This window comes from Campylobacter sp. CNRCH_2016_0050h (assembly GCF_025772605.1).
GTDB lineage: Bacteria > Campylobacterota > Campylobacteria > Campylobacterales > Campylobacteraceae > Campylobacter_D > Campylobacter_D lari_D.
Map to the genome: position 1 here is coordinate 127,882 of NZ_JAKMSK010000003.1, position 16,443 is coordinate 144,324.

Here is a 16,443-nt window from a genome sequence, read left to right on the forward strand (position 1 = left end):
TATTTTTTAATTTTAAAATTAAGGAAAATATATGGCTTCTTATGGAATGGGAGATTTAAAAAAAGGTTTAAAAATAGAAATTGATGGTATTCCTTTTAAAATCGTAGAATATCAACATGTAAAACCAGGAAAAGGTCCTGCTTTTGTTCGTATTAAAATTAAATCTTTTATCGATGGTAAGGTTTTAGAAAAAACTTTCCATGCAGGGGATAAATGTGAATCTCCAAATTTAGAAGAAAAACAAATGCAATATCTATACGATGATGGTGAAAATTGTCAATTTATGGATACTCAAACTTATGAGCAAGTTGCAATTAGTGATGAAGATGTGGGTGAAGCTAAAAAATGGATGCTTGATGGAACTATGGTAGATGTTTTATTTCACAATGGAAAAGCAATTGGTGTGGAAGTGCCTCAAGTAATGGAACTTAAAATTATTGAAACAGCGCCGAATTTCAAAGGCGATACTCAAGGCTCAAATAAAAAACCAGCTACTTTAGAAACAGGTGCGGTAGTACAAATTCCTTTCCATGTGCTAGAAGGGGAAGTAATCCGTGTTGATACTGTGCGTGGAGAGTATATAGAAAGAGCAAATAAATAATCCCTTATTTAAGGGATTATAAAGTTCTTAATTTATTAATTTCATCTCTAAGCATTGCCGCTTTCTCAAACTCAAGATTTTTAGCCGCTTCTAGCATTTGTTTTCTTAATTCTTTTACTATTTTGGCGCGTTCTTTTGCAGGCATTTTTTCAAGTTCTTTGCCTTTGCGATAAATTTCTCCTTGCTCAAGTTCATGTTTTAAACTTTCTTCTATATTTCTTTTTACTGAGGTTGGTGTGATGTTGTGTTTTTTATTATAAGCTTCTTGTAAAGCCCTTCTTTCATTGGTAGTATCGATAGCTTCTTGCATGGATTTTGTGACTTTTTTGGCAAAAAGCAATACTTTTCCATTGACATTTCTAGCCGCGCGTCCCATCGTTTGAATGAGTGCAGTGGTGCTTCTTAAAAAGCCTTCCTTGTCTGCATCCATAATCGCTATAAGGGAAACTTCAGGTAAATCAAGTCCTTCTCTTAAAAGATTAATCCCGATTAAAATATCAAAAGCGCCACTTCTTAAGCCACGGATGATTTCATTGCGCTCAATTGCATCAATTTCTGAGTGCATGTATTTTACTTTTAAGCCAAGTTCCAAGTAGTATTTACTAAGCTCTTCAGCCATTTTTTTAGTTAAAACGGTTATTAAAACTCTTTCATTACGCTCTATAACTTTTTTAGCTTCATCGTATAAAATTTCTACTTGATTTTCACTATCTTTGATTTCTATTTTAGGATCTAAAAGCCCTGTTGGACGCATGATTTGATAAAAAATATTTTCTTTGCTTAATTCTAGTTCTAAAGGTGCAGGTGTGGCTGAAACAAATAAAAATTTACAATTTTTATTAATAAATTCATCAAACATCAAAGGTCTATTATCTAAGGCACTTGGCAAGCGAAAACCATAATCAACCAAAGTTTGCTTTCTGCTTCTATCCCCTGCAAACATTCCGCGAAATTGTGGTAAAGATACATGAGATTCATCTACAATGACTAAAAAATCTTGATTTTTAATGGCAAAATAATCAAAAAGCGTATAAGGTGTATCGCCGCTCTTAAGCCCTGTTAAATGCAAGGCATAATTTTCAACTCCTTTGCACATGCCAGTACTTTGAAGCATTTCAAGGTCAAATTCTACCCTTTGTTTTAGTCTTTGTGCTTCTACGAGTTTATTTTCATTTTCAAAATAAGCAAGGCGTTTATTTAATTCAGCTTTTATACCTTTTATAGCCTCTTTAAGTCTAGCTTCACCTACGCTAAATTGACTAGTTGGATAAAGTATAAATTTTTTCAAGTCTTTACCTTTTTTATTTTCTAAGATATTATAATGATACATCGCCTCAAGTTCATCGCCAAAAAATTCAAGTCTAATAGCTTCATCCTCATAATAAGCTGGATATATATCTACTATATCTCCATTGACTCTAAAATCAGCTCTGTCAAAGAAATTATCATTGCGTTTATAACCCATATCTACAAGTTTTTTTAAAAGTTCTTTTTGATTTATTTGCATATTAAGCTCTAAAATCAAAACCATACCCACATACTCACTTGGATTTCCCAAACCATAATTTGCTGAAACACTAGCTATGCAAATAACATCATCATAACTTAAAAGCGAAGCACTTGCGCTTAGTCTTAATCTTTCTAAGTCTTCATTAGTAGAGCTGTCTTTTTCTATAAAAACATCGGTTCTTGGTATATAAGCCTCGGGTTGATAATAATCATAATAGCTTATAAAATACTCCACATGATTATTTGCAAAAAAGCCTTTAAATTCACTATAAAGTTGCGCGCATAAGCTTTTATTGTGGCTCATGATAAGAGTAGGCATGTTTAAGTTTTTAATGATATTTGCCATAGTGAAAGTTTTTCCACTACCTGTAACACCTAGCAAGGTTTGGTATTTATTGCCTGCTTTAATGCTTTTTACTATACCATCAATAGCTTGCTTTTGATCAGGACTTGGCTTAAATTCGCTAGTAAGTTCAAACATAATTTTTCCTAACTTATATTTTTACTAATTTTACACAAATTTTTTTCTAAAAATTTAAATTTTAAAACAAAAAGCTATGCAAAATTAAATTTTTTTTTGTTACAATATGTGTTTAAAATACTCTAAAATATAAAATCAATAAAGGCAAAAAATTATGTATGATGAAAGAATAATCAACACAATGACAGATAAAGTAAATGAGCTTTTGGCTAAATATAATGAAGTATGTGAAATAAATGAAAATTTAAGAAATGAATTAGTGAGCGTAAAAGCACAAAATGAAGCCAAAAACAATCAAATTGCGCGTTTGGAAGAAGAGCTTAAAAATAAAAATATTGAAAGTGAAGATGTGATCAAAAAAATAGAGGCAGTTCTTGGCAAACAATAATCAAAGAAAAGTTACAATCAATGTCTATGCGAAAGACTTTGTTGTAACATGCAGTAATGAATTTGCAAATCATCTTGAAGATGAGATTGCTTTAATTTCTGGAGGCACAGGTAAGATAGAACTTGCAAATTTCATTAATGCTTTTGTAAAACTTAGCTATGAAAATTATATCTTAAAAAAAGAACTCAACAAACTTATAAACACTATCGATGAAGAAATACAATAAATGCAAGTAAAAAAAGCTTTTACTTTAGTAGAGCTTATTTTTTGTATGATGATTATTGCTATTCTTAGCACAATTGCTTATCCGTATTTTTCTTTTGGAAAAAATGATGCTAAACTTATCCAAGCAAAAAGTGAGGTAGAGTTCATCAATGCTTCTTTGGCCTTACTCAAAAATCAGTTTTTATTTAAAGAAAGTAAGGATTTTCCAGCCATTTTAGATGAAGCTTTGATAAATAGTGAAAATCAAAAATTATTTTTTTGTGATAGTTTGCAAAATTACAAAAAAACAAATCATTGTACATATAGTGTATTAGATAAGCCAATTGTTTCAAGTAAAAAATCATGGATGAAAATAGCAAATACTCAATATAGATTTTTTATAAATGCTAAAAATTACATAGATTTTTCTTATAATGGTGAAAAAGTTTTTTTAGAATGTGTGAGTTTAAATTGTAAGGATTATGGGTTTTGAATTTTTATCAACTTGCTATAAAAGGATATTATTTAGATACCTTAATTTATGAAAGTGAAGAAGAAATTGAAATTTTAGATGAAGTGATAGTTGATCTTGCAAGGAAAAAAAATCTCAAAGCTATAATTTTACAAAAATGTTCAAAGCCTGATTTTAAAACCCAAGCTATAAAAGAAAAAACAGGTTTTAAACTAACGCAATACCAATACGAACTTGCTCAATTTATTGCTTATTATTATGCTAGTAAAATAGCTTTTGTTTTGGGTATGTTTGAAAGCATTAAAGAGTATAAAAATGAAAAAATTCATATAGAAAAAGCACCTAGTTTAAGTAAAAACCAGCAAGAGGCTTTGGAATTTATAAAAACTAAACAAACTAGTTTATTATTTGGCGATACAGGAAGTGGTAAAACTGAAATTTATATTAGCTTGATAAAAGAATATCTAGAGCAAGGAAAGCAAGTTTTGCTTTTAATGCCAGAAATCGCTCTAACTCCGCAAATGCAAAAAAGATTAAAAGTGTATTTTGGTGAGCATTTTTTCTTGTGGCATTCTAAAATTACTAAGAAAAAAAAGCAAGAATACTTGCAAGATTTAACAAATTCAAAAGCTCTTTTGGTGGTGGGAGCTAGATCGGCTTTGTTTTTACCTTTTAAGAATTTGGGTTTGATTATTATTGATGAAGAGCATGATAATTCTTATAAAGCTTCTAATAATCCAAAAATCAATGCAAGAGATTTGGCTTTATTTGTAGCAAAAAAAATGCATATAAAAGTTCTTTTAGGTTCGGCTACTCCAAGTGTTGTAAGTTATTATAAACATCCTTGTTTTAGACTTAAAGGAACCTTTTTTGAAAGCAAAAAGCAGTTTTTATATGATGAGAGCGAGCTTAGCGTCTCGTCAAAATTACTTTTAGAATTAAAAATTAGCTTAAGAAATAAAAAGCAAGCTGTGGTATTTTTACCTACAAGGGCAAATTTTAGACAAATTTTATGTAAAGAATGTGCTAATACCATTAAATGCCCTTTTTGTTCTATTGCTTTGAGTTTGCACAAAAATAAAAATGCATTAAAATGTCATTATTGCAATTTTACTAAAGAAATCGATCAAACCTGCCCAACTTGCAATGGAGTTATGCTTGAAGCTAAAAAAATGGGCACAGCAGAGCTTTGCGAGCTTTTAGAAAGAGAATTAGCTGAGTTTAATCCTATCATAAAAAGATTTGATAGTGATGAGATTAGCAGTGTAAAAAAGCTTGATATGATTTTAAAAGATTTTAACCAAGAAAAAATTGATATTTTAGTAGGCACTTCTATGCTTGCTAAAGGACATGATTATCATAATGTGGATTTGAGTGTGATTTTGGGGCTTGATGAGTATTTATTTAGACCTAATTTTAAAGCTTTAGAAGAGACTTTGGCTCTTGCTATGCAAGTAGCAGGTCGTGCAGGTCGTAAGGGTGAGGGTAGGGTGCTTTTACAAACTAAGAATAGATCTTTTTTTGAAAAATATATACAAGATTATGATAGTTTTTTAAAAGATGAATTAAATTCTAGAAGTGAGCTTTACCCTCCATTTAAAAGACTTTTAAGGTTAATTATTGAAGATGAGGATAAAAACAAAGCTTTAAATTTATGTGAATTTATAGCTAATAAAGTTCAAGAATTAAAACAAGTGCAATTAGTAGGTCATGGTGCTTGTGGCATTGAAATGCTAAATAAAAAATGGCGTTTTTATGTATTATTGCGTGCTAATACTCATCAAGAACTTGTAAAATTTGAGCACTTTGCTTTAAATTTTAAAAATATTACTTGTGATATAGATCCGGTTGATTTTAGTTAAAGAATTTTTCAAATTCTTGGTAATATTTCCATGATTTCACAATATCAGGGCGGAAATTTTTAATATGTATTAGTTCTTTATCTAATATATCTTTGAGTTTTAGCCTTGCTGTTTTGTTTTTCTTGAGATAGTCTAATACTTCATCTTCTTTCATAAGATTTGTTTCTGTGTAGTCAACAATTTCTTTGATTGCATCTAAAAAATTGGATAAATATTGTTTGATTCTTGCATAATTTTTATGATTTAAAAATTTAGATATTTTATTTTTATCGATATAAATGCCAATGTTATTTTTAAGATCATTATTGCTAATGTAGGAAAAAATATTTATTTGTTCGTTGCTTATATGATATCTATTAATAATTAATTTTATTTCATAATCTACTTGAAAAATTAAAGGAAGCAAATATCTTATATAACCTCTAAATTCTTTTCTTTTAAAAAGATTTTCATCATTATGGGGGGGGGGTAAAATCAAATTTATCTGCCAAGTTAATAAAAGTATTATAAGCTTTCTTTTCGTTTAAATCGCACATATCTATATAAGTAATATTGTTTGTGTTAATTTTATTAAGTAGAGTATGCATTATAAAAGTATTTTCTAGTAAATTTTCAAAATCATCTTTCATGTAAGTTTTGTTTGGTTTTAAAAAATTAATATATTCTTGGTAGTTAAAATTTAAGTTAAAATTCTGATTATAGTTTCTTTGAACTTTACTCCAATCTCTTCCATATGAATGTTTTAATAAGGATATGGGATCTCGTGTTTGAATTAGTATAGGTATATCATAACTAATTAAATTTAAATATTTATCCAAATCTAAAATATTTGTCTCGGATATATTAATAGCTGTTTGAGAGTATTGAAGAAGTGATTTAAAATTTAAATTATATCTGTAATATCCGTTGTTTGGAGATACCCAAGAAGCAGAGCAATAAACATTGCATGCTTCATTGAGTAGTGTTAAAAAAGCAGCAGCGCCAACACCATGAGGGGAAATATAGATAAATTTAGCATTTTCTAGAGGTATGTTTAGTTTCCAAGCAAGTTTTGCGCAATAATCACTAGGTTCTATATCGATATTTTTTGGATTTACTAATGGTGGATAAGTCTTATTTTCATATTGTTTAAAATCGTCACTATTAAGCCAAGCTGTAATATGATTTATATTATCTAGTATAAATTTTTGAAAAAAATAATCTTGATTGGTTTTGAGTGAATTTAATAAAAAATTTGCTTTTTTGCTATCTAAATGAGCTGATAAAAAATTAAGTAAATTTTCCATATTAAATCCTTGATATTTTTAGATTAAATTATTAAAATTATATAAAAATATTTTTAGAGTGATTTTAATGACAAGATATAAAACAAGACAAATAAAAGTAGGCGATATTTTAATAGGTGGTGATGCACCTATTTCTGTGCAATCCATGCTTTTTACTAAAACAAGAGATATTGAAGGTTGTTTAGAGCAACTTAATAGGCTTTATTTTGCCGGTGCAAATATAGTGCGTTTAGCTTGTTTGGACATGGCAGATGCAAGAGCTTTAAAAGAAATCAAAGCAAAAAGTCCCTTGCCTTTAATAGTGGATATACATTTTAATCATAAGCTAGCAGTTTTTTGTGCTGAATTTATCGATGGGGTGAGAATTAATCCGGGAAATATAGGCTCAAAAGAAAATATAAAAGAAGTGGTGCAAGCTTGTAAACAAAGAAAAATTCCTATTAGAATAGGGGTAAATCATGGCTCTATAGAAAAGCAATTTAGCGATAAATATGGTTATAATATAGAGGCTATGCTTGAGAGCGCTTTATATAATATAAAATTACTAGAAGATTTAGACTTTTTTGACATTAAAATTTCTATGAAAACTTCAGATGTGCAAAATACCATAAAAGCTTATGAAGCTCTAAGACCACTTTGTGATTATCCGTTTCATTTAGGGGTTACTGAAGCAGGAACTAAATTTCATAGTACGGTTAAAAGTTCGATTGCTTTAGGAAATTTGCTTTTAAAAGGTATAGGCGATACAATGAGAGTTTCTATGACAGGGGAACTTGAAGAAGAGATTAAGGTAGCAAGGGCTATTTTGCAAGATAGTGGAGTGCAAAAGAGTGGAGTAAATATCATCTCATGCCCAACTTGTGGAAGAATTCAAAGCGATTTGATTAAAGCGATTAAGATAGTAGAAGAAAAAACTAAACATATAAAAGAACCATTAAATATAAGTGTTATGGGTTGTGTTGTAAATGCCTTGGGTGAGGCTAAGGGCGCTGATGTGGCTATTGCTTTTGGAAAAAATCAAGGTTTAGTTATAAGACATGGTGAAGTGGTAGCAAAATTAAAAGAAGATGAGCTTGTTGATAGATTTTTACTTGAAGTAGAAGATGAAGTAAAACTTAGAGAAAAAGATTAATTTTTTTCTAAGTAAGTTTTTTGCATATTTTGTAATTTTTTAGAAATTTTTACTTTATAAATACTTGGATTTTGAAGTTTTTTTAGTTTAAAATCCAAACTATCAACACTTTTTTTATGATACTCTTGAATATTTTTCAAGTTAGGAAGCCCATAGATTAATTTTCCATCTTTAAAAATAAGCTCATGTAAATTTTTATATGTATAACCTTGATAATTTTTGATACTCTCATCATGTGTATATAAAATATCAAAACTTGCTTTATTATTTTTATAATACCTTATGAGTTTTTTAAAATGTGGCAAGGTTGTTTTGCTTGAGCTTGCGCTGATTTTTATTTTAGGGATGATTTGATTGTTTTTTTCTAATGCAACAAGCTTATAAACAGCTCCAAAAATAGGCGAGCTTGCTGAAGTAATAAGCTTTTCTCCAATACCAAAAGCATCGATTGGAGCTTCGTTTTTTAGTAATTTTTCTATGATGAACTCATCTAAGGCATTACTAGCTATGATTTTGCATTTTGTTAAGCTAGCAAGATCTAGTTTTTTTCTAATATATTTAGAGATTTTCAGCAAATCTCCTGAATCAATACGGATGGAATAATTTTGCATAGAATCTTGCGCATTTAACTCATTAAAAACTAAAATAGCATTTTCAATACCTTTTTTATAATCATATGTATCAATCAAAAGACTTATATTATCTTTATAAATTTGACAATATGCTCTAAAAGCACTTGGCTCATCATCAAACATTTGTACCCAAGCATGAGACATGGTTCCACTAATAGGAATATTAAATTTTTTCCCAGCTAAAGTACAAGCACTTGCATGAAAACCACCTATAAAAGCAGCTCTAGCACCATTTAAAGCTGCGCTTTCTCCATGGGCTCTGCGAGAGCCAAATTCTAAGAGTAATTTTTCTTTTGCAATTTGAGCAATTCTGCTAGCTTTAGTGGCAATTAGACATTGATGATTTAGGGTTAAAAGTATGAAAGTTTCTAATAATAAAGCTTCTATTATAGGTGCTTTGATGATCATTAAAGGTGTATTAGCAAAAATACATTCACCTTCTTTAACACTTAGTATATCTCCACTAAATTTTAAAGTTGAAAGGTAGTTTACAAAATCATCATCAAATTTTTTAGTATTTTTCAAAAAATCTATGTCATCTTTAGAGAAAGAAAAATGATTAATATGATTTATGATTTGTTCTAATCCACAAAAAATAGCATAAGAAGCACTATCAGGAGCTTTTCTAAAAAAAACTTCAAAATAAACAATCTGCTTATGCATATTTTGTTTAAAATAAGCATAAGCCATACTTAGTTCGTAAAAATCACATAATAATGAAGAATTCATATAAGGATTTTTACTTACAAATTAATCCATTTGACGACGCAAGAAAGCAGGAACATCAAGTTGAGAAATCACTTCCTCATCAAACCCACCGCTAGCTTTGCGCAAATTCATATAGCTATTTTTTTTACTTTCTTCTTGCTCTTTAGCACTTTCTATTTCAGCTTTATCTTCAAAACCTGTAGCAATGATAGTTACTTCAACACGATCGCCCATGCTTTCATCAGTAGTTGCACCAAAGATTACTTTTGCATTTTCATCTGCTATATCGCTAATGCTTTGAGTAGCTTGTGAAATTTCTATCAATGAGCATTCAGGTCCAATTTTATAATGGATAATCACGCCCTTAACACCTTTCATAGTCATACCATCTAATAATGGAGATTCTATAGCGCTTGATAATGCGTCCATGATAGCATTTTCACCTTCTCCATGACCCACACCCATTAAAGCTAAACCTCTATGGCTCATAACAGTTCTAACATCTGCAAAGTCAACATTGATATCGCCATCTTCTAAAAGAATAGACACCATACCTCTAACAGCTCTAGCTAAGATATCATCAACTAGTTTGAATGCTTCTTTTATACCTGCTTTTTTTGGAAGTATGCTAAGAAGTTTTTCATTTTGGATTACAATGATAGAATCACTTTCTTTTTTTAATTCAGCCAAGCCAGCTTCAGCTAATTTTTTTCTTTGTTTTCCTTCAAAAGCAAAAGGCATAGTTACAACCGAAACAGTTAATGCGCCTACTTCTTTAGCAGCTTGTGCTACAACAGGAGCTGCACCTGTACCAGTTCCACCACCAAGTCCTGCTGAAATGAATACTATATCACTTTGACTTAAAGCTGCTTTTACTTCTTCAAAGCTTTCTCTTGCACTTTCTGCTCCAATTTCTGGTTGCATTCCAGCACCTAAACCTTTAGTTTTTTTCTCACCTAGTTGAATTCTAGTTTTTGCTAAAGATTTTGCTATAGCTTGTGCATCAGTATTTGCTGAGATAAGATCAAGATCATGTAAGCCCATATTTACCATGTGATCTATCATATTACCGCCACCGCCACCGCAGCCTATGACTTTTATTTTTGCACCTTTTGCGTGTTGCATTTCTTCTACTAGATATTCGCTCATTGTATCTCCTATTAGAACTGGTTTATTAATTTATTCCAAAAATTATGCATAAAACTTGATTTTTTATCTTTTTTGGTTTCAACTTTTGTTAATTCTGTTTTTTCATCTTCAAAATCTCTCTGTTCTTGAAAAATTTCTTCAAAATTTTTATTTTCTTCTTCATGTTCTTCTATGGTGAGATTTTGTTTTATCTGTTTGTTGATAAATTCAGGCTCTCCTTTGTATCTTAGTTTTTCATTAGAATCTAATTCATAAGGAGTAAAATGTCCACCACCATATAAACAAAGACCTATAGCGCAGCTATTTTCTGCATCTTCAAAAATTTCTTTAAAGCCATCCATAGTATCTTTTTTTGCGGTCGCTATTCTAACAGCTTTATTATCAAAATAAGCTGAAGCAAGTTTGTCAAGTCCTGCAAATTTTGTCATTCCACCTGTTAATACTATGCCTGCTCCTGCTTGATTTGCACAAGCATTATCACTTAGCATTTTAGCCAAAATAATAATAGTTTCTTCAATTCTTGCATAAATAACATTAGATATAACTTCTACTGAAACTTCATTTTTTCTTTTTTCATCACCCATATATGGAATTTGTATAATTGAGTTTTCATTTTGTGCTAAAGATGCATAATTTAATTTTAGTTTTTCTGCTTCTTTTGGTGGGGTATGCAAAGCTATGGATAAATCATTAGTGATATTTACTGAACCAATTTGTAAGCATTCATTATATCGTATAGAATTACCCGCATGAATGACCATATCGCAAACTGCTCCACCCATATCGATTAAAATAGCACCTAATTCTTTTTCACTATCATCAAAGCATGCGATAGAAGAAGCATATCCTGAAAGAACGATATTATCTACTCTAAGATCAGCGAGCTCAACTGCTTTTTTTAGATTTTTAATATGCACTTCTTGTGAGATTACAATATGTGTAGAAACTTCAAGACGATTTCCACTCATTCCCAAAGGATCTTCTACATGCTCAAGATCATTTACTTTAAAATTATAAGGCAATACATGAATGATTTCATATCCATTAGGTATATTTGCGGTATGTTTTGCTGTGCTCACTGCTCTGTGAATTTCTTTAATACCTATTTCATGATTTGGTATATTAACTACACCTATACTGTCTACACTTTTTGCATAAGCACCTGAAATAGATACAATTACTTTATCATAATGCACACCTGACATCATTTGTGCATCGGCTACTGCCTCTTCTATAGATTTTGAAGCAAGCTCTATATTAGTAATTGCTCCTTTTTTTATGCCATTTGATTTTGATTTTCCAAAACCAATGATTTTAAGTCCTTCTTCGCTTTTTTGTGCCAAAATAGCACAAGTTTGTATTGAGCCTAAATCAATTCCTAAAATATTCAATTTGTATTTCCTTTATAATAGCGTTGGATTGGATATAATTCTATAAGTTTTTTTAATAATTCTTCCTTAAGTAAAGCTTGTTTAGTTTGTTTGGCACTTTGTTCTATGATAAATTTATAAATTTCTTCTTTATCTTTGTTTTCTAGAGTTTGCTTTGTAATTTCATAAACTATCGCTTTATCATCAAATAAAACATAAGATTTAGCTTTATTTGAGTCAAATACATGCATTAAAAACTCACTAAATTCAGCATCATTTATCATTTCACCTACTTTTGCTCCTTTACTTGAGTCGCGACTATAAGTTCCTATATCTATGCCTTGGAAATTATTTAGGGCAAGCTTTGCTTTTTCTTCTAATAAAGTTTTAGTTTTTTCTCTGATGTAAAGTTTGCTCACTTCATTTTTGGCTTGCTCAAAAGTCATAGTCTGTATAGGATTTATTTTTATAAGTTTTGCAATCATATAGCCATTTTCAAATTTAAAAGGCTTAATAAAATCATTTTCTTTAGCTTTTTGTATGTTTTCTAAAGGGTAATAAATATCAGCATCGCTTATTGTGATGTTTTTGTCAAAACTAAGCTCGTTTTTTCTCAAAGCAACATAGCTTTCATTAGCTTTAAGTTTAAGCTTGGAAAGTTTTAAATCTTTTATAACTTTATCTTTGCTTTGTTCTAAGCTTAGAATTTTTCCTGCAAAATCTTTATAGTCATTTTTATTTTCTTCATAGTAAGCTTGAATTTCTTTATCAACAACTGTGATTGTATTAGGATCTAAAAAATAAGTTGCAAGCTCATAGCTTTTTTGTGTTTTATATAGGTTTTTGTTTTTTTCCCAAGTTTGTTTTAGTTCTTTTTCATCAATAGGAATATTTTTATTATCAAGTTTTATTATTTGAATTTTTAAATTATCTTGCATTAAAAAACTTGCACCAAACATATCAAGCTCATTTTGTTTGATTTGTAAATTTAAAATAGCATTGATTTTTTTAAGCAATAATTCATCATGGATAATTTTTTCATAAGCTTTTGGTGTATAGTTGTTTCTTGCAAGTAAATTATAATATAAATCTTTATCAAAAACACCTGAAGCATTATGAAAAATTTTTTGATGCGCTAAATCATAAGCAATTTCTTCTTCGCTTACATTTAAACCTAAAGTTTTAGCATAAGAAAGTAGAAGTTTTTCTTGTATAAGTTCATTGATAGCTTGAGTATCTAAGCCATCTTTTTGTGCTTGTTCTTGTGTATAATTGCCATTGTTTAATTGTGAGTAGTAGTTAAATAATTGAGAATATTTTAGATTGAATTCATCATAGCTTATTTTTTCATCGCCTACTTTTGCAACAGAATTTGATCTATCGGTGTTAAAATCATAACTTCCCCAGCCAACAAAACCTGCTCCAACAAAAGCAATAACACTAATCCAAATAGTAATAACTAAATATTTTTTATGATGCTGCATCCAAGTGAGCATTTTTACCCCAATCCATAATTAATTAAATTAAACCATAAATTATAGGTAATTTGTGATTAATAAAAAATTAATTTTATGATTTTATGATAAATTTGTCTCTGCTAAATGGATAATTTTACAAGAATTCTCGATTAAATCTATTATTTTTCCAAGTTCATAGCTTGTTCTTCCATAAGCAAATATTCCATATCCTTTCACAACGACAAAATTTTGTTTTTGTTCTAACATATAACGATAAATTTCAGTTTGTGATCTATCATCCCAATCCTCATAACTTTTAGGATTGTAAACTCGAATTTCTTCTAAAAAAATTTCTCCAAAATAATCTTGAGGTGTTATGAAATCATGATTTAAACTCATGGATAAGGTATAAGCTGGATAAGCAAAACATACGAATTTAGCTTCAGGTATATTTTCATATATGCTTTTATGTATTTCACTATCGCTGCTTGCTTCATCCCAGCTATAATCTTTTGCAAATTTTAAGATACTTAAATTTTTTTCATCTAATTGATTCAAAAAAGCATTGCTTTTGTTGATAATAAATGAGCCTTGGGAAAGTTTTGCTGAAACAGAACCATGGCAAATTCCAAAAAAATTTTTTTTAAACATTGATGAGGATAGAATTTGAATTTGGGAAATAATATTTTCTTTATTCATTAAAAACCTTGTTTTAAACTTAGCTAAGGTATTATACTAAAAAATATTAAAAGGTATATTTTGCAAAGTCCACATATTCCTGTTTTATTACAAGAAGTTTTAAATACTTTTGATGATTTTGATAGCGGAGATTTTTTAGATTGTACTTTGGGTTATGGAGGGCATTCTAAAGCATTATTGCAAGCTCATGAAAAATTAAGATTAATTGCTTGCGATAAAGATTTAGAGGCTTTAAGTTTTTCCAAAGAGTTTTTAAAAAATTTTCAAGATAGAATAAGTTTTAATCATATAGGTTTTAAAGATATTTTAACTCAAATTTCAACGCAAAACATAAGAGGAATTTTAGCCGATATTGGTGTATCTTCTTTGCAGCTTGATAAAAATGATAGGGGTTTTTCACTAAATTCTGATTTTTTAGATATGAGAATGGATCAAAATAATCCTTTAAGTGCTAAAGAAGTAGTAAATTCTTACAACAAGGAAGCTTTAGAACGAATTTTTAAAGACTATGGAGATCTAGCGCCGGTTGCTTCAATGCTTGCTCAAAAAATTATCAATGCAAGAAGTCAAAAAGAGATTACAAGTGCAAAAGAATTAAGTCAAATTATAGGAAATGCTAAGTTAAAAGGACGCAATGTATCTTTAGTTTTGCTCGTATTTCAAGCTTTGCGTATAGAAGTAAATAATGAACTTGGTGAGTTAAAATCCTTACTTGAAAATATAGAAAAAGCAAAATTAAAAGATTGTAAATTAGCTATTATTAGCTTTCATTCTTTAGAGGATAGAATAGTAAAAAATACTTTTAAAAGATGGGAAAAAGACTGCATTTGTGATGAAAGAGCTATAAAATGCGAATGCGGTAAAGGACATAGTCTTGGTAAAATTTTAAGTAAAAAGGCTATAAGTGCCTCCAAAGAAGAAATAAGTTATAATAGTAGATCAAGTTGTGCAAAAATGAGAATTTTTTATTTTAGGTAAATAATGATTGAAGATGATTTTTTAAAAGAAAAACAAAATATACGCGAAAAAATGTTGAAATATTCTAGGGCTATTAAAGAAGGTAGACCTTATGAAGAGTATGAGCACAATTTCAATGAAAGCGATCGCATATTAAAAAATAGAATACAGCGTAAAAAAAGACCTAAATTTACAGACTTTGATGAAGAATATAAAGAAAAACCTAAAAAGCAATCCGCTATTTATTTAAAAGAAGATTTGATAAATGTTAAATTAGAAGAAAAAAAGCCTTTTAAATTACAACTCAATTTTTTCAAAAAGCAAAAAGAAAAATTTGATAAAAAAAATGATAAAAATCTTAAGCCATCTAAAAATGTTAAAACTTTGCAGGAAGTAAAAAAAGTAGAAAAAATACAACAAGAAAAAAAAGATTCTATTCAAATATCTAAAATTCTTACTCAAAGTAATGTCTTTGTTGCTTCAAAATTTCAAGATTTAAAAGAAAAAAGAAAAGAAAAAATCAAACTCAAACAAGAATTAAAAGAGCAAAAAAAAATCGAACAAGAAAAAATAAAAAAAGCTCAAGAAGAATTAAAAGAAAAAGAAAAATTAGCTAAGCAAGAGCAAAAAATTTTAGAAGAAAAAGTAAGGCTTGAAGAAAACCAAGAATATAATCAAGAAGATAAATACGAACTTTTAGATAGCATAGTAAGTGAGGAAAATAAAAATTTAACCCCTAAAAATTTATTATATGCAGGTTTGATGATAGCATTTGCTTTATTGATATTTTTCCCACAAATTTATATTAGAAATCAAATTTATTATGTAAGTAGAGAAATAGCAGATTTAAGATCGCAAGAATTAGTTTTAGATGAAGAAAACAAAGAGCTTCAAAGACAGCTTGAAGCATTGTATTTTCAAAATCAAGTTTTAGACTTTTTAGATTAATCTTGTGTTTGAATGATTTTCTCTAAAACATATTGTTCAAGTTGATTTTTTGGAATTTCTTCTTTAATAGCTTGATTATAAATATTTTCTGCTATTTTTGAATATTTTTCATAAGCAAAATATGGAAAATGTAAAGTCCAGGCTTTTTTCAATAATCTTTTGCTTATTACTTTTCTAGTATAAATTTTAAAAATATCATAGCCAACAAAAACACAAGCGGTAACAAAAATAGCACTTAAGATACTAATATGAAAATCAATAATTGTTAAAAAATAATGGCTGATGATAAGCATAGGAACTAAAATGGCTATACAAAAAAGGGTATATATAAGATAAGAATTAAATACCTTAAATTTAAAATTTAATTTCGCAGGATCTATCATCATACCTTCATTTAACAAGGCATTTGCTTCTAATAAATCTTTTAAATTAACAGGTTGATTTGAAACTTTAAAAATAAAGTTTAAAATAAATTCTTGTATTTTCATTGTTTTACCTAGTAAGTATGTGATTTTTGTGATTTTAGCATTTTTGTTTTTAAATAAGATAAATTTTAAGTCTTGTAAATGAAATCTTGTGTTAAAATTT

General features: G+C 28.9%; 17 protein-coding genes. 8 read left to right on the forward strand and 9 right to left on the reverse strand.

Annotated features, from left to right (window positions below; genetic code table 11):
• Positions 1 to 31: 31 nt before the first annotated feature.
• Positions 32 to 601: an elongation factor P gene (efp, locus tag L8X28_RS02625; RefSeq protein ID WP_039618934.1), complete on the forward strand. Its 570-nt coding sequence runs from the start codon at positions 32 to 34 to the stop codon at positions 599 to 601.
• Between the two features lie 16 nt (positions 602 to 617).
• Here efp and uvrB read toward each other — a convergent pair whose 3' ends face one another.
• Positions 618 to 2,591 (reverse strand): excinuclease ABC subunit UvrB, encoded by a 1,974-nt coding sequence (gene uvrB, locus L8X28_RS02630; protein WP_263665446.1) that lies wholly within the window; start codon positions 2,589 to 2,591, stop codon positions 618 to 620.
• A gap of 154 nt (positions 2,592 to 2,745) precedes the next feature.
• Between uvrB and L8X28_RS02635 the strand changes: the two genes are divergently transcribed.
• Genes L8X28_RS02635 through L8X28_RS02650 form a run of 4 tightly spaced genes read left to right on the forward strand, consistent with a single transcriptional unit; the run spans position 2,746 to position 5,517 of the window.
• Positions 2,746 to 2,979, forward strand: coding sequence for a hypothetical protein (locus tag L8X28_RS02635; RefSeq protein ID WP_012661890.1), 234 nt, complete (start codon positions 2,746 to 2,748; stop codon positions 2,977 to 2,979).
• Positions 2,966 to 3,205: a hypothetical protein gene (locus L8X28_RS02640; protein ID WP_133319896.1), complete on the forward strand. Its 240-nt coding sequence runs from the start codon at positions 2,966 to 2,968 to the stop codon at positions 3,203 to 3,205. The genes L8X28_RS02635 and L8X28_RS02640 overlap by 14 nt, the downstream gene beginning before the upstream one ends.
• Positions 3,206 to 3,676 carry a type II secretion system protein gene (locus tag L8X28_RS02645; RefSeq protein ID WP_263665447.1) on the forward strand — a complete coding sequence of 157 codons (471 nt, stop codon included), beginning with the start codon at positions 3,206 to 3,208 and terminating at the stop codon, positions 3,674 to 3,676. It begins immediately after the preceding gene.
• Positions 3,673 to 5,517: a primosomal protein N' gene (locus L8X28_RS02650; RefSeq protein ID WP_220566691.1), complete on the forward strand. Its 1,845-nt coding sequence runs from the start codon at positions 3,673 to 3,675 to the stop codon at positions 5,515 to 5,517. Before L8X28_RS02645 ends, L8X28_RS02650 begins: the two co-directional genes overlap by 4 nt.
• Here the strand turns inward: L8X28_RS02650 and L8X28_RS02655 are convergent.
• The gene (locus L8X28_RS02655) at positions 5,510 to 5,995 is read right to left on the reverse strand and encodes a DUF2972 domain-containing protein (RefSeq protein ID WP_263665448.1); all 486 of its coding nucleotides are present in this window, start codon (positions 5,993 to 5,995) and stop codon (positions 5,510 to 5,512) included. The genes L8X28_RS02650 and L8X28_RS02655 overlap by 8 nt on opposite strands.
• A complete protein-coding gene (locus L8X28_RS02660; RefSeq protein WP_263665449.1) occupies positions 5,973 to 6,803 on the reverse strand; it encodes a hypothetical protein in 831 nt (276 codons plus the stop codon). Before L8X28_RS02660 ends, L8X28_RS02655 begins: the two co-directional genes overlap by 23 nt.
• A gap of 67 nt (positions 6,804 to 6,870) precedes the next feature.
• On the opposite strand from L8X28_RS02660, the gene ispG reads away from it, so the two are divergent.
• Positions 6,871 to 7,935, forward strand: a complete 1,065-nt coding sequence (gene ispG / locus L8X28_RS02665) for a flavodoxin-dependent (E)-4-hydroxy-3-methylbut-2-enyl-diphosphate synthase (RefSeq protein ID WP_412175520.1) — start codon at positions 6,871 to 6,873, stop codon at positions 7,933 to 7,935.
• On the opposite strand, the gene L8X28_RS02670 is transcribed toward ispG, so the two are convergent.
• The 5 genes from L8X28_RS02670 to L8X28_RS02690 all read right to left on the reverse strand — a co-directional run bounded on the left by L8X28_RS02670 (position 7,932) and on the right by L8X28_RS02690 (position 13,950).
• Positions 7,932 to 9,296, reverse strand: coding sequence for a nicotinate phosphoribosyltransferase (locus L8X28_RS02670; RefSeq protein WP_263665450.1), 1,365 nt, complete (start codon positions 9,294 to 9,296; stop codon positions 7,932 to 7,934). The genes ispG and L8X28_RS02670 overlap by 4 nt on opposite strands.
• A gap of 21 nt (positions 9,297 to 9,317) precedes the next feature.
• On the reverse strand, positions 9,318 to 10,424 hold the full coding sequence (gene ftsZ / locus L8X28_RS02675; RefSeq protein ID WP_039626779.1) for a cell division protein FtsZ: 1,107 nt from the start codon (positions 10,422 to 10,424) through the stop codon (positions 9,318 to 9,320).
• A gap of 11 nt (positions 10,425 to 10,435) precedes the next feature.
• Positions 10,436 to 11,815, reverse strand: coding sequence for a cell division protein FtsA (gene ftsA / locus L8X28_RS02680; RefSeq protein WP_263665451.1), 1,380 nt, complete (start codon positions 11,813 to 11,815; stop codon positions 10,436 to 10,438).
• Positions 11,812 to 13,290 (reverse strand): peptidylprolyl isomerase, encoded by a 1,479-nt coding sequence (locus L8X28_RS02685; protein WP_263660229.1) that lies wholly within the window; start codon positions 13,288 to 13,290, stop codon positions 11,812 to 11,814. Before L8X28_RS02685 ends, ftsA begins: the two co-directional genes overlap by 4 nt.
• A gap of 81 nt (positions 13,291 to 13,371) precedes the next feature.
• Positions 13,372 to 13,950 carry a class II aldolase and adducin N-terminal domain-containing protein gene (locus L8X28_RS02690; protein WP_263659740.1) on the reverse strand — a complete coding sequence of 193 codons (579 nt, stop codon included), beginning with the start codon at positions 13,948 to 13,950 and terminating at the stop codon, positions 13,372 to 13,374.
• A 60-nt stretch (positions 13,951 to 14,010) separates the two neighbouring features.
• Here L8X28_RS02690 and rsmH point away from each other — a divergent pair, with 60 nt between their 5' ends.
• Together rsmH and L8X28_RS02700 are read left to right on the forward strand one after the other, a co-directional pair.
• A complete protein-coding gene (rsmH, locus tag L8X28_RS02695) occupies positions 14,011 to 14,928 on the forward strand; it encodes a 16S rRNA (cytosine(1402)-N(4))-methyltransferase RsmH (RefSeq protein WP_220566698.1) in 918 nt (305 codons plus the stop codon).
• A gap of 3 nt (positions 14,929 to 14,931) precedes the next feature.
• Positions 14,932 to 15,855 carry a hypothetical protein gene (locus L8X28_RS02700; RefSeq protein ID WP_263665452.1) on the forward strand — a complete coding sequence of 308 codons (924 nt, stop codon included), beginning with the start codon at positions 14,932 to 14,934 and terminating at the stop codon, positions 15,853 to 15,855.
• Here the strand turns inward: L8X28_RS02700 and L8X28_RS02705 are convergent.
• Positions 15,852 to 16,343, reverse strand: a complete 492-nt coding sequence (locus L8X28_RS02705; RefSeq protein WP_133319905.1) for a hypothetical protein — start codon at positions 16,341 to 16,343, stop codon at positions 15,852 to 15,854. The genes L8X28_RS02700 and L8X28_RS02705 overlap by 4 nt on opposite strands.
• Between the last annotated feature and the right edge of the window lie 100 nt (positions 16,344 to 16,443).

Coding starts and splice junctions, on each gene's coding strand:
- L8X28_RS02645 (WP_263665447.1), top strand. CDS start 3,206: ATGCAAGTAAAAAAAGCTTTTACTTTAGTAGAGCTTATTTTTTGTATG.
- ftsZ (WP_039626779.1), bottom strand. CDS start 10,424: ATGAGCGAATATCTAGTAGAAGAAATGCAACACGCAAAAGGTGCAAAA.
- L8X28_RS02690 (WP_263659740.1), bottom strand. CDS start 13,950: ATGAATAAAGAAAATATTATTTCCCAAATTCAAATTCTATCCTCATCA.
- L8X28_RS02635 (WP_012661890.1), top strand. CDS start 2,746: ATGTATGATGAAAGAATAATCAACACAATGACAGATAAAGTAAATGAG.
- L8X28_RS02705 (WP_133319905.1), bottom strand. CDS start 16,343: ATGAAAATACAAGAATTTATTTTAAACTTTATTTTTAAAGTTTCAAAT.
- efp (WP_039618934.1), top strand. CDS start 32: ATGGCTTCTTATGGAATGGGAGATTTAAAAAAAGGTTTAAAAATAGAA.
- ispG (WP_412175520.1), top strand. CDS start 6,871: ATGACAAGATATAAAACAAGACAAATAAAAGTAGGCGATATTTTAATA.
- uvrB (WP_263665446.1), bottom strand. CDS start 2,591: ATGTTTGAACTTACTAGCGAATTTAAGCCAAGTCCTGATCAAAAGCAA.
- L8X28_RS02700 (WP_263665452.1), top strand. CDS start 14,932: ATGATTGAAGATGATTTTTTAAAAGAAAAACAAAATATACGCGAAAAA.
- L8X28_RS02670 (WP_263665450.1), bottom strand. CDS start 9,296: ATGAATTCTTCATTATTATGTGATTTTTACGAACTAAGTATGGCTTAT.
- L8X28_RS02660 (WP_263665449.1), bottom strand. CDS start 6,803: ATGGAAAATTTACTTAATTTTTTATCAGCTCATTTAGATAGCAAAAAA.
- L8X28_RS02685 (WP_263660229.1), bottom strand. CDS start 13,290: ATGCTCACTTGGATGCAGCATCATAAAAAATATTTAGTTATTACTATT.